The sequence below is a fragment of the Arthrobacter sp. E3 genome (genome assembly GCF_017353415.1).
In the GTDB taxonomy this organism is placed as follows: domain Bacteria; phylum Actinomycetota; class Actinomycetes; order Actinomycetales; family Micrococcaceae; genus Specibacter.
The window spans coordinates 1-13165 of sequence record NZ_JAFMPX010000017.1 but is presented as its reverse complement, the minus strand read 5'-3'; the positions used below and the strand labels follow the sequence as shown (position 1 = coordinate 13165).

The following is a 13165-nucleotide window of genomic DNA, read 5'->3' as shown; positions in this document are numbered from 1 at the left end:
ATGTCCAAGCCCATGGGAACTCCGGTGAGCATGCCGGCAACTAAAATCGCGCGGCAGGCCAGGGTACAGACCCTGCTGAACAGCCGTGCCGTGCGTTCCCAGGCTGAACTGGCCACCTTGCTGGCGGATGACGGACTGGTGGTGGGGCAGGCGACACTGTCCCGGGACTTGGTGGAATTGCGTGCCGTGCGTGTGCGCGGGGCGGACGGAGCCCTGATTTACGCGCTTCCTCGTGAAGGCGGGGAACGCGGGGTGCATGCGGCGTCCTCACAGGAGCAGCTTGACACCAGGCTGATCCGGCTGTGCGGGGAACTGCTGGTGACGGCGGAAGCCTCGGCGAACATCGCCGTGCTTCGCACCCCGCCCGGTGCCGCCAACTTTCTGGCGCTGGCCATCGACCACTCCGTTATGCCCTCCATCCTTGGCACCATCGCCGGGGATGACACCGTCATGGTCATCACCCGCAACCCTCTCGGGGGAGCGGAAGCAGCCGAGAGGTTCCTGCAATTTGCGGCGGAATCAGGGGCCGGGGCATAAGCCGCAGCCCGGGCTGAATATATTTTAGTGAGATTGCATAATCATGCATTATGCTTTGAGGTAACGTTGAAAACACTCTGATGAGTCGTGCAAACAAAGGGAGAAAAATCGTGACTGAACGCATTGTATTGGCCTACTCCGGCGGCCTAGACACCTCCGTGGCCATTGGCTGGATCGGCGAAGCAACCGGCGCGGAAGTTATCGCCGTAGCCGTCGACGTTGGACAGGGCGGGGAGTCCTTGGAGGACATCCGCCAGCGCGCCCTCGGCTGTGGCGCCGTTGAAGCCTACGTGGCCGATGCCCGCGACGAATTCGCCAACGACTACGCCATGCCCGCACTGAAGGCCAACGGCCTCTACCAGGGCCACTACCCGCTGGTTTCAGCCATCTCCCGCCCCGTCATCGTCAAGCACCTGGTCAAGGCCGCCCGTGAATTCGGCGCCACCACCGTGGCCCACGGCTGTACCGGCAAGGGCAACGACCAGGTCCGCTTCGAAGTCGGCATCCAGACCCTCGGCCCGGACTTGAAGTGCATTGCCCCCGTCCGCGACCTCGCCCTGACCCGCGACAAGGCCATTGTCTATGCAGAGTCCCACAACCTGCCCATCGAGACCACGAAGAAGAACCCGTACTCGATCGACCAGAACGTCTGGGGCCGCGCCGTGGAAACCGGCTACCTCGAAGACATTTGGAACGCCCCTACCAAGGACATCTACGACTACACGGCCACCCCGGAATTCCCTCCCGCACCGGATGAGGTCATCATTTCCTTCGCGCAGGGCATCCCCGTCGCCATTGACGGCGTGAAGGTCACCCCGTTGCAGGCCATCCAGGAACTGAACCGCCGCGCCGGCGCCCAGGGCGTGGGCCGCATCGACGTCGTGGAGGATCGTCTCGTCGGCATCAAGAGCCGCGAAATCTATGAAGCACCCGGCGCCATGGCCCTCATCACGGCGCACAAGCACCTTGAGGACATCACCATTGAGCGCGAGCAGGCCCGCTTCAAGGCCACTGTTGGCCAGCGTTGGACCGAGCTGGTGTACGACGGCCAGTGGTTCTCACCGCTGAAGCGTTCACTGGAAGCGTTCATCAACGACACCCAGGAATACGTCAACGGAGATATTCGCATGACGCTGCACGGTGGCCAGGCCATCGTGAACGGCCGCCGCTCCGAGACTTCCCTGTACGACTTCGACTTGGCCACCTACGACACCGGCGACACCTTCGACCAGTCACAGGCCAAGGGCTTTATCGAGCTGTGGGGGATGTCCTCCAAGGTAGCCTCGACCCGCGACCAGCGCGCTGCAGGGAAGTAGCAGTGGCGCAGACGCACGGGACCAATGAGGGCGCACTCTGGGGCGGGCGCTTCCAAGGCGGTCCCGCGGATGCACTGGCGGCGCTGAGCAAGTCGACTCACTTTGACTGGCGCTTGGCGTTGTATGACATTGCAGGTTCCAAGGCGCACGCCCGCGTGCTGAACACAGCTGGGTTGCTGGATGCGGCAGAGCTTGAGGGCATGTTGAAGGCCCTTGACGAGTTGGAAGCGGATGTGAAGTCCGGTGCCTACACCCCGTCCGAGTCTGACGAGGACGTGCATGGTTCGCTGGAGCGCGGTCTGATCGAACGTGCCGGAACGGCACTGGGCGGAAAGCTCCGTGCCGGGCGTTCGCGCAACGACCAGGTCGCCACACTGGGGCGGATGTATCTGCGTGAACATGCCAGGATTGTCGCCGCAGGCGTATTGAGCGTTGTTGACGCGCTGGTAGCGCAGGCGAAGGCGCACCACGGTGTGGCCATGCCGGGACGCACGCACCTTCAGCACGCCCAGCCGGTGCTGCTGAGCCACCACCTGTTGGCCCACGCCTGGGCTCTGCTGCGCGACGTGCAGCGCCTAGTAGATTGGGACAAGCGCGCAGCCGTGTCACCCTACGGGTCCGGGGCGTTGGCCGGGTCCTCGCTGGGCCTGGACCCGAACGCCGTCGCCGCCGATCTCGGATTTGATTCAGCTGTTTGGAACTCGATCGACGGCACGGCTTCCCGAGACGTGTTTGCCGAGTTCTCCTGGGTTGCCGCCATGATCGGCGTTGATCTGTCGAGGGTCTCCGAGGAAGTCATCCTGTGGGCCACTAAGGAATTCTCCTTTGTGACGCTGCATGATTCCTATTCCACCGGCTCCTCGATCATGCCGCAGAAGAAGAATCCCGATGTGGCGGAACTGGCACGCGGCAAGGCTGGGCGCCTCATTGGCGACCTGACGGGGCTGCTGGCCACGCTGAAGGGTCTGCCACTGGCGTACAACAGGGATCTGCAGGAGGACAAGGAGCCCGTCTTTGACGCCGCCGACACCCTCGAACTGCTGCTTCCCGCAGTTTCCGGCATGATCGCCACCTTGGTGTTCAACACCGAACGCATGGAAGCTTTGGCGCCGCAGGGCTTTGCGCTGGCCACGGACATTGCCGAATGGCTTGTCAGGCAGGGCGTGCCATTCCGCGACGCCCATGAGCTTTCCGGGGCTGCTGTCAAGGTGGCCGAGGCCCGCGGCGTGGAGTTGTGGGATCTCAGCGACGAGGAATACGCGGCAATCTCCGCCCACCTCACCCCTGAGGTTCGCACTGTCCTGAGCACGAAGGGCTCGTTGAACAGCCGCAACGCGCAGGGCGGCACCGCACCTTCAGCGGTGCTGGCGCAACTGGCGGCGCTTGAGGTGCAGCTGGGCGACGTCAGGGCGTTCCTGGCCTGACCGGCGTCGTACGTTCGAAAGCAATCGGTGAAATGTCCGCATCCTTGAGGGGTGCGGGCATTTCCGGCTCTAGCACCTGACGGCCTCCCACCACTCGCAGGCTCGCGGTGGGCCCCTCGGCCGTCTAGCGCCTGACGGCCTCCCACCACTCGCAGGCTCGCGGTGGGCCCCTCGGCCGTCTAGCGCCTGACGGCCTCCCACCACTCGCAGGCTCGCGGTGGGCCCCTCGGCCGTCTAGGCTGGAGTGCATGACTGATATTTCAAATGCGCAGCTGCTGGAACGACTCAAGGCTGCTGCGGACAATGTGAGCTCCAAGTTGGCCGGCCTCAGCGACGAAGACGTCCTTGCCGCCACGGAACTGCCCGGCTGGACGCGCGGACACGTGTTGGCGCATCTGACCCATGTTTCCAACGCTGTGGCCAGGCAGGTTGAATACGCCCTGAACGGGGAATTGGTTGACTTCTACGACGGCGGGCAAAGCGGCCGGACGCAGGCCATTGAAATGGCTGCCGGGCATGGCGCGCGGGAGCACCAGCAGGCGCTCACGGCCGGGTTTGCTAGGGCTCTGGGCGCACTGGGGGGACTCTCGGAAGCGCAGTGGCAGCTGCATATCAGCTACCGCAACGGCGTGGTGCGCGACGGTGCGCTGGCGTATTGGCGCGAGCTTGTCATTCACTTGGCCGACCTGCAGGTGGGGCGCGGACCCGAAACGTGGTCCAAGGAGTTCTGCCTGTATCTGCTGGAATTCCTGGCTCCGCGCGTGCCCGCTGACACCCACTTGAAACTGCTGCCGCTAGGCCTGTCACCCATGACGGTCGGCACGGGCGAGAACGCCGTGTCGATTTCCGGCATGCTGACCGACATCGTCGCCTGGCTGGCCGGACGCACACCCACCATGGGCAGTTTGCGAGCCGAGGCCGCCGCCGACTCGGTGGAACTGCCGAAGCTGCAGGGCTGGCCAGCTCCCGCACCCGTCAAGTAACTCCCGCGCTTCCCGGCGTGCTGATTTCCACCCTGTTCCGGACTTCCCCCACGGCCAGCATCCTTCCAAAAATCGAATGCACAGTTGATTGCAATGTTTTGCCTCAACACTGTAATCAACTGTGCATTCGATTCAGAGGTACTCGATATTGCCTGTGGATAACCCAAAAAGCGGCGGTGTTTCAGGGAAACAATGAGGTATGCACCGTTCTGAGCTGCCCCCGCACCTGCGACGGAGATCGTTCACCACGAAATCCTCCGATGCCTCCGGGCTGACGCGCGGCCGGACACACGCCAGCGACTTGATTGTCGTCTCACGCGACATACGCGTTCCTGCCGGAGTGCCACTCAGAGGCACCACTGCACTCGCTGCCTATGTCGAGACCAGCCCTCGTAGTGTCCTCAGCCACTTGTCGGCCGCACGTTTGTGGGGGATTCCACTGCCAGCAAGGCTGGAAAATGACTGGCGGATCCACATAGCCAATCCAGCGAAATCGAGCGAGCCCCGGAGGGTCGACGTCGTCGGGCACCGCTTGAACTTTGCGGATGGGGAAATCTGGATCATGGACAGTGTCCCACTCACGAGTGCGGCCCGGACGTGGCTGGACCTAGCGGCGTGTCTGCCGTTGCGGGAACTTGTGGCTGCGGGGGACTACCTCGTGTGCCAGCATGGGCTGGAATTTCCGGCTCCCCGCGAGGAAATCTGCAGCCTGGCTGACCTGCAACGCATGGTCAACAAGCACCCCGGCAGTCGAGGTGTACTCAAGGCCCGCGCGGGGCTTGAATTGATTCGGGTGGGCGCTGATTCGCCGCCGGAGACCTTTACCCGGCTGGACCTTGTCGAGGCGGGGCTGCCAGAGCCGGAATTGAACGTCATCGTCTGCGATGAATGGGGAAGGCCCCGGCTCTGGCCCGATGCAGCATACCGAAATTATCGGATCAGCCTGCAATACGACGGAGGCCACCACAATAATCAGGACCAGTACCGGCGAGATATTAGGCGCCTGGAAACTACCGAAGCCCTCGGTTGGCAGGAGGTGAGGATCTCCCGGGAGGACTTGTATGGGGATCGACCAGCCGTGGTGCGCAAAGTTGCTAGCGTGTTGCGGGCAAAGGGCTGGAAACCGTGAAAAGCCCAATCGAAACGGGAGCAGTCGGCAATGGTTCCGTGGTAGATTGCCGACTGCTCCTGTTTCGACGGATCGGAAAGTCATACCCTGACCGTTCAAGGGTGCGAAAGCGCTGCCGGATGGCACCGACCACAACTTGCCGGACCAGGTGCTGAATGCTGCGTGTGTTCGGGATGCCTGGGGATTCCCTATTTTTCCCCGGCTCTCCGCCACAAATGCAAAGTGGCGTAGGACCGCCAGGGTCGCAGCGGTTCGGCTGCGGCGCTCAGCTCAGCGGCCTTGATGGAGCGGGCTTGGGTCGGGGTGTCGCCGCGGAGAAACCCGTAGCCATTGCGTACAGCCGCATCGCTGGGCAGAAAAATGTCGCTGCTGCCCAGCACGCGCATGGCCACATATCCTACTGTCCACGGCCCAATGCCCGGAATGGGCAGCAGCTTGGCGGCCAGGGATTCTTCGGTGTCTTCGGCGCTGATGGACAGTTGCCCTGCCGCAAGCCGCGCCGCCACATCCAGGATCGAATCAATGCGCCGGGCCGGCCCACGCAAAATATCTCTGCCTCCAGCCGCAACTTGTGCAGGGGTTGGGAAGAAACGCTGCATCGAACCATGGTGCAACCGGCTAGGCGTGCCCAGCACGGCCAACTGGTTCAGCGCTGTGCGTGCGGCGCCAACGGTGATTTGCTGACCCACCATGGCCCGGATGAGGATCTCAGCCGGATCAGTGCAGCCTGGCAGCCGCATGCCGGGGAGCGCGGCAACCCGCGGCGCCAGTAGTGGGTTTGCACCCATTGCCGCATCTGCGGCCGCGGGGTGGTGGTCAAGGTTGAACAGGTGCCGCACCTTGGCCAACAGCTCGGGAGATTCCTCCGGACGTTCAACGTCATGCTCCAAGCACAGGTCCCGTCCATCCCAATGAATGCTGAACCAGCAGTGCCCATCTTCAAGTTGCACGGTGCGTGCATAACTTGCGGGCCCTGCTTCCTCTACACCTGCGACGGCACGGGCTGCGAGAAAGTCAAAGATTCCCGGTTCGAAAGGGGGAGTGAAGTCCAGTGAAACAGCCATGCGAGCATTCTTCCATGCGATGATTTTGGTCCTGCTTGTGCAGACGGAGCCGCACTGCTCTGGCAGTTAGTCCGCTTCGGGGACCAGCACGATCTTGCCGTGGACGGTCCCTGCCTCCAATGCGGTATGTGCATCTGCGGCGCCGGACAGCGGCAGAACCGTCACGTTCCGGGCGTGAAGGCTGCCGTCCCGCAACAGCTCATTGACGGCTTCGGCAGCTGCGGCCAGGTCCGCCACGGTGGCGTTGCTGATGGCGAACCCGCGGATGCTGCCGTCCTTGGTGTAGAGCCTGCCCAGCGGCACCGAATCTTGACCTGACATTCCGGACATGGCGATGATCCGCCCGCGGAGCGCCAAAAGCTCGACGGCTAGGCCCAGTCGGTGGCGTCCCGACGTTTCCAAGTGCACATCCAAACCCCAGCCGTCGGACACTGAGCCGACGGCTTCATGCAGTTCCTCTGCGAAGCCTTCAGAACGGTAGTCCAGCGCCGCGGAAGCTCCGAGCGACAGGCAGCGTTCGACGTCGGCCGCGCTGGAGGAGGTGATGGCGCGGGCTCCGGCACGCACTGCCTGAACCAACGCAGCGGTGCCCACCCCTCCAGCTGCGCCGCCAATATAAACCGTCTCACCAGCTTGCAGCTGAGCATGCCGATGCAACGCCAGGTGGGCTGTGGCTGCGGAGTGCAGCACGGCAGCCACGGCGACGGCGTCCCCACCATCAGCGTTGAGCCCCGTTGGGAGGTGGTAGAGGCGGTCTGCTGGAACGGCGGTGAACTGCGCCGCCGTTCCCGGCCTACCGTCGAAGCCCATTGAGTTGGCCCACACGGGGTCACCAATGTGGAAGCCGGCAGGTCCCTCCGGAACATCTGGCCCCAGCTGTGCCACAGTGCCCACAACGTCCCGTCCGGGAACCTGCGGAAAGACCAGATTGGTGGTGTAAGACCCAGCGCGCACGAACGTGTCCACATGGTCCACGGCGGCGGCTGTAACTCTCACCAGAACGCTGCCTGGGGCCAGTGCAGGCAGTGGCACACTGCCGAACCTTATGACCTCCGGTCCGCCCGTGGCCGTGAAATACGCAGCTTTCATCACTTCAGGGTCCATGGTTGGAGTCTAGGTGAAAAGCAGACGCTGCTAAATTGGAAAGATGCGCGAGCCAATCGACATCCTTGAATTGCTGCAACAACCGGCCACCGTCGTGGCGCCCTACTTGCTGGGCGCACTGGTGCGGCACGAGAGTCCGGAGGGGCCCGTAGCCGTGCGCCTTACCGAGGTTGAAGCGTATCTGGGCCCGAAGGATTCTGAACACCCCGATCCTGGTGCACACACCTACCGTGGAAAGACGAACCGCAACGCCGTCATGTTCGGCCCGCCTGGGCACCTGTACGTGTACTTCACCTACGGCATGCACTTTTGTGCCAACTTGGTCTGCAGGCCCGAGGGGTTGTCGTCCGGTTGCCTGATGCGCGCAGGTGAGATCGTGGAAGGGCTGGATTTAGCACGGCTGCGCCGGCCCACCGCGAAGCACGACTACGAGTTGGCCAGGGGCCCGGCCACACTGACCAAAGCTCTGGGATTCAACCTGGAACACAACGGCATTTCAGCTCTTGGCGGCCAAGTCTCATTGACGTTGCCGTCCACGCCCGAACGCCACGTGCGCACAGGCCCGCGGGTGGGCTTAAGCGGGCCCGGCGGGACGGAGGACTACCCGTGGCGATTCTGGATAGACGGGGATAAGACCGTTTCCAAGTTCAAGGCGGCCGCAGCGCCCAAGGTGCGTGGGCAAGCACCAGCCACCCCGAAAACCCCTGAGGCCCCGTTGCCTCCGACAGGTTGTACCGTTGGAGGGTGAATGAGACCTCAAGCGCCCCGTCAGCCCCAGCCCAAACCATCCAGCAGCATAGCGACATATCCCATGTTTCCGCCGTGGTGGAGCGCTTGTGCGCAACAGTTCCGGACTACCCGCAAGTCGGCATTGTCTTCAAGGACCTCACCCCCGTATTTGCCGACGGAGCAGCCTTGAAGCAGGTAGTGGACGCTATCGTGAGGCCGTTCGCCGGCCAGTTTGACGCAGTGGCAGGAGTGGAGGCCCGCGGTTTTTTGCTGGCAGCAGCGGCCGCGTACGCCACCGGAACCGGCGTCATCACCATTCGCAAGGCTGGCAAACTGCCACGCGTGGTGTACTCCGAGAGCTACGCCCTCGAGTACGGCGAGGCGACCTTGGAACTGCATCGTGAAGACGTCCCTGCTGGTACGCGTGTGTTAATTCTCGACGACGTCCTCGCCACCGGGGGCACCCTGGGTGCCGCTGCGGCTCTGCTTGAGCGCACGGGTGCCGTGGTGGCTGGTTTCGGCGTGGTGCTGGAGATAGACGCACTGCCGGGACGGGTAAACCTTGCTGGCAGTGACATCGTGTCGCTGCTCCACGTGTAGCCCTCACAATCCTCAATCCGCAGCTGTTCCGGACAACACGCGGCCCTCGGCACTGCCATTGTGTAGGCGTGCTCACAAACGGGCCCACCAACACGCAGGCCGGGATAGAATAGACGGTCCGCCTTTTTGGCGACAAGCCTTAGCTATCAGGAGCCTTGCATGTATGACGACGAGTTGGCCCAAGAACGACGCTATGTTGACGGCCTGTATTCCCGCCTGGATGAACTCCGCGCCGAGAAGGTTGAGCAGCTGGCAGAAGTGCGCAGGTCCAGGTCCATGGGTACACACCAAAACCGCTCCGAGCGCGATGCCTTCGCCACACTGTACGAGGACCGCCTGGCCCAACTGAACGCCGTCGACGACAAGCTGGTGTTTGGGCGCCTCGACCTCGATGACGGCCAGGACCGCTACATCGGCCGCATAGGACTGCTGTCGGAGGATCTGCGCCAGCTCATGGTCGATTGGCGTGCCCCTGAAGCCGGTACTTTCTATCAAGCCACGGCCTTTGACCGCATGGGCGTGCGCCGCCGTCGGCACCTGTTGCTGCAAGGGCGCAAAGTGAAGGCCATCGAGGATGATGTCCTTGACCACACCATGCTCTCCGACGGCGCACACGTCCAAGGTGAAGGTGCCCTGCTGGCCGCGCTGAATTCCAAGCGCACTGGTCGCATGAATGACATTGTCGGCACTATCCAGGCCGAACAGGACAGGATCATCCGCTCACCCTTGAGCGGTGCGCTGGTGGTGCAGGGCGGGCCGGGTACCGGGAAAACTGCGGTGGCCCTTCACCGTGCCGCTTATCTGCTGTACACGCACCGCGAACGACTGCAGTCCGCCGGCGTCCTGCTGGTGGGCCCTTCCAACGCGTTCATGAAATACATTGAGCGCGTGCTGCCCTCCCTTGGTGAAACGGGGGTGGTCATGGCCAGCGTGGGAAACCTGTTCCCCGGTGTGCTGGCAAAGGGAAGCGAATCTGCTGAGACTGCCGAACTGAAGGGCCGGATTTCCATGGCGCAGGTGGTGGCAAACGCCGTCGCCAACCGGCAACGCATGCCACATGGGGATGTCAGGCTCGACGTCGAAGGCACCCGTTTGATCCTCACCGTGCGCCAAGTGCGCCGTGCCAGGGACAAGGCGCGGGCCACGGGTCTGCCGCACAACGAAGCGCGCATCACTTTTGTCAAGACTTTGCTGCGTGAGCTGACAGAACAGTTGCGCGAGCATATTGAATCTGCAGGGGCGGGCAACAACGCAGACCGTTCCTATCTCGCCGAGGATGTGCGCACCTCCCGCGACGTACGTGTCATGTTGAACTTGTGCTGGATGCCCATGACGGCCAGGCAGCTTGTGAATGACATGTTCAGCAAGCCGGAAATTCTGGCCGCCGTCACACCGGACTTGAGCCCGGCAGAGCGGGAGCTGTTGCTGCGCAGCCCGAACGCGCCGTGGACGGAGTCGGATGTGCCGCTGCTGGATGAGGCCGCCGAACTGTTGGGTGAGATGGATGCCACGGGAGGCCGCGCCCAAGCCAATGCAAAGTCGCAGCGCAAGCGGGATCTGGCCAATGCTGAAAAGGCAATCGCCAACATGAGCCAGCAGATGGAGGATTCCGGTGTCGACGGGATGCTCACGGCGGAGCAGCTGGCCGACTACAACGTGGTCGGTGAGGCGGCACAGACCAGCGCGGAGCGTGCGCTGACGGACAGGACGTGGGCCTACGGTCACGTGGTGGTGGATGAGGCGCAGGAACTTTCGCCCATGCAGTGGCGGCTCCTGGTGCGCCGCTGCCCAGTGAAGTCCTTCACGATCGTCGGCGATATAGCCCAAACCAGCTCCGCATCCGGGGCCATGTCGTGGCGCCAAGCACTGAACCCCTTCATGGGGGAGCGCTGGAACATCGAGGAACTGACGGTCAACTACCGTACCCCTGCGCAGATCGCAGAGGCGGCGGTGCGCATGGCCAATGCGGCGGGCCAGATCGTTTCGGCCCCCAAGGCAGTGCGCGACGGCGAATGGGAACCCTTCGTTGATTACGTTGCGGCAAGTGATGTGATTGCCCAAGTGGTGGCGGTCATGCCGGAGGAAACTACTGCCGTGGGCGGCGGGCTTGTCGCCGTGATCGCCCCTCCGGCCATGGTTCAGGCCACCACGGCAGCACTGCGAGAGGTCTATGGCCCCCGGATTGGACACGGGGCCGGCTCCTTGGAACAGGACATTGTGGTGATCGACCCGCACGAGGCCAAGGGCCTGGAATTTGATGGTGTGATCATCGTTGAACCTGCGGAGCTATTGGCCCACGCCCACGGTCGCGTCGGGGACCTGTACGTCTCCATGACCCGGCCCACCCAGCGGTTGCGCCTCATTTGCTCGCAGCCGCTGCCGGCGGGAATCGAGAAGTAGCGCCAGCACCTGCCGGCCGTTGTTGCCCAAGGCAGCCGCGGCGGGAGGCGGCGCGGGCCATGAATGGCGACGAACCGCCGTCGTGCTGGTAATTTTGGGATGTGTCTTTGCAAACTGAACTCCACGTCCCCGAGAACGACCCCAGCTTCGCCAATGTTTGGCAGGAGCTCAAGTGGCGAGGCCTGGTCCAGGTCTCCACCGACGAGACAGCCCTTGAAGAGCTGCTCGCCGGCGATCCGATCACGTACTATTGCGGTTTTGACCCCACCGCCCCGAGCCTGCACCTGGGCAACCTGGTCCAGCTGCTGACCATGCGCCGCATGCAGCTCGCAGGCCATAAGCCGCTGGGCCTGGTGGGTGGCTCCACTGGCTTGGTGGGGGATCCGCGTCCGACGGCGGAGCGCACCATGAACTCGAAGGAAACAGTTGAGGAGTGGGTTGGCTACCTGCAAGGCCAGGTGCAGCGCTTCCTGTCATTTGAGGGCCAGAATGCCGCCCGCATGGTCAACAACCTTGACTGGACCGAACCGATGTCGGTGCTGGACTTCCTGCGTGACGTGGGCAAGTACTTCCGCGTGGGCACCATGATCAAGAAGGACATTGTGGCCTCTCGGCTGAACTCCGACGAAGGCATCAGCTACGCCGAGTTCAGCTACCAGATCCTGCAGGGCATGGACTACCTTGAGCTATTCCGCCAGTACGGCTGTGTGCTCCAGCAAGGTGGCTCTGACCAGTGGGGGAACCTGACCAGTGGCACCGATTTGATCCGCAAGGTTGAAGGCGCCGCTGTCCATGCACTGGGAACACCGTTGATCACCAATTCCGACGGCACCAAGTTCGGAAAGAGCGAAGGCAACGCCATTTGGCTCGATGCGGAGATGTGCAGTCCTTTTGACATGTACCAGTTCTGGCTCAACACTGCCGATGCGGACGTTGTGGACCGGCTGAAGGTGTTCACGTTCCTCTCCCGTGAACAAATTGAGGCCATTGCCACCTCAGTTGAGGAAAAGCCGCAAGCACGCGAAGGCCAGCGGACACTTGCCTTCCAGGTCACGTCCTTGGTGCATGGTGTGGACGCCACCTTGAAGGTGATTGCAGCTTCCGCTGCCTTGTTTGGCCAGGGTGAGCTTGCTGAACTCGACGTGGCGACGTTGGAATCAGCGACCCGGGAATTGCCGCGTTCAACGGCGCCGGCAGCTGGCCTGACCATTGTGGAACTCTTGGTTTCCGCAGGGCTTTCCAAGAGTAACTCCGAGGCTCGCCGCACGGTGGGGGAGGGTGGTGCCTACGTGAACAACGTCAAGGTCACCGATCCAGACACCATGTTGGGTTCTGCCGATGCACTCCACGGCAAGTACTTGCTGGTGCGCCGTGGGAAGCGAACCTTGGCCATGGTGGAATTGGCCGCCTGACCAAAGTTCTCCCCGGTCATAGTCTCCCTGCCCGCCTCAACTTGCGTTGGGGCGGGCAGCTGTGTATTGTTCTATCTGTTGCTTGCGCAACGCTGAGCCACTCCGCTTGCGGGGAAGAGCTCACCACCCCGCAAGAAACAAAACCATACAAATTCTGAATGAATACAAACGACTCTTTGATTCGTTTGTTTCTAGACGAAGTTATGGGTTTATGGAAAACATGGAGTGATGAGCCACACATACTGTGGATTGGACAAAATGCTTTCCTTGAAATAAAGTTTGATCATCGCAACGACGAAAACTAATTATGAAAAATAATTAGGAATTACTCGAATTGTAATTGTTGTTTGAGAACTCAATAGTGTGCCAAGTTTTATTGATACCAATTTATTTATATGGATTGGTTATTTGGTTGTGTGTTGCCGCCCCTGTGGTGATGCATGATCGTTTAGCTGGTTTCGAATTTA

11 protein-coding genes are annotated in these 13165 nt (G+C 62.2%); 9 read left to right on the top strand and 2 right to left on the bottom strand.

The features are described 5' to 3' along the window. The 5 genes from JMA46_RS09015 (at position 1) to JMA46_RS08995 (ending at position 5389) form a co-directional block, all read left to right on the top strand. Positions 1–537: an arginine repressor gene (locus tag JMA46_RS09015; RefSeq protein ID WP_207345010.1), complete on the top strand. Its 537-nt coding sequence runs from the start codon at positions 1–3 to the stop codon at positions 535–537. Between the two features lie 110 nt (positions 538–647). Then, positions 648–1853, top strand: a complete 1206-nt coding sequence (locus JMA46_RS09010; protein ID WP_207345009.1) for an argininosuccinate synthase — start codon at positions 648–650, stop codon at positions 1851–1853. Between the two features lie 2 nt (positions 1854–1855). Beyond that, a complete protein-coding gene (argH, locus tag JMA46_RS09005; protein WP_207345008.1) occupies positions 1856–3277 on the top strand; it encodes an argininosuccinate lyase in 1422 nt (473 codons plus the stop codon). A gap of 248 nt (positions 3278–3525) precedes the next feature. Continuing rightward, positions 3526–4260 carry a maleylpyruvate isomerase family mycothiol-dependent enzyme gene (locus JMA46_RS09000; protein ID WP_207345007.1) on the top strand — a complete coding sequence of 245 codons (735 nt, stop codon included), beginning with the start codon at positions 3526–3528 and terminating at the stop codon, positions 4258–4260. A 199-nt stretch (positions 4261–4459) separates the two neighbouring features. Continuing rightward, positions 4460–5389 (top strand): hypothetical protein, encoded by a 930-nt coding sequence (locus tag JMA46_RS08995; RefSeq protein ID WP_207345006.1) that lies wholly within the window; start codon positions 4460–4462, stop codon positions 5387–5389. 188 nt (positions 5390–5577) lie between these two features. On the opposite strand, the gene JMA46_RS08990 is transcribed toward JMA46_RS08995, so the two are convergent. Together JMA46_RS08990 and JMA46_RS08985 are read right to left on the bottom strand one after the other, a co-directional pair. Beyond that, positions 5578–6453 carry an AlkA N-terminal domain-containing protein gene (locus JMA46_RS08990; RefSeq protein WP_207345005.1) on the bottom strand — a complete coding sequence of 292 codons (876 nt, stop codon included), beginning with the start codon at positions 6451–6453 and terminating at the stop codon, positions 5578–5580. 66 nt (positions 6454–6519) lie between these two features. Beyond that, positions 6520–7557 carry an NADPH:quinone reductase gene (locus JMA46_RS08985; protein WP_207345004.1) on the bottom strand — a complete coding sequence of 346 codons (1038 nt, stop codon included), beginning with the start codon at positions 7555–7557 and terminating at the stop codon, positions 6520–6522. 43 nt (positions 7558–7600) lie between these two features. On the opposite strand from JMA46_RS08985, the gene JMA46_RS08980 reads away from it, so the two are divergent. From JMA46_RS08980 to tyrS, 4 genes are all read left to right on the top strand, one after another. Continuing rightward, the gene (locus JMA46_RS08980) at positions 7601–8305 is read left to right on the top strand and encodes a DNA-3-methyladenine glycosylase (RefSeq protein WP_207345003.1); all 705 of its coding nucleotides are present in this window, start codon (positions 7601–7603) and stop codon (positions 8303–8305) included. Positions 8306–8379: 74 nt separating this feature from the next. Next, complete coding sequence (locus JMA46_RS08975; RefSeq protein ID WP_348770106.1) at positions 8380–8886, top strand: adenine phosphoribosyltransferase; 507 nt, start codon at positions 8380–8382, stop codon at positions 8884–8886. 159 nt (positions 8887–9045) lie between these two features. Further along, on the top strand, positions 9046–11286 hold the full coding sequence (locus JMA46_RS08970) for a UvrD-helicase domain-containing protein (RefSeq protein ID WP_207345002.1): 2241 nt from the start codon (positions 9046–9048) through the stop codon (positions 11284–11286). A 101-nt stretch (positions 11287–11387) separates the two neighbouring features. Further along, positions 11388–12698: a tyrosine--tRNA ligase gene (gene tyrS, locus JMA46_RS08965; RefSeq protein WP_207345001.1), complete on the top strand. Its 1311-nt coding sequence runs from the start codon at positions 11388–11390 to the stop codon at positions 12696–12698. Positions 12699–13165 lie beyond the last annotated feature (467 nt).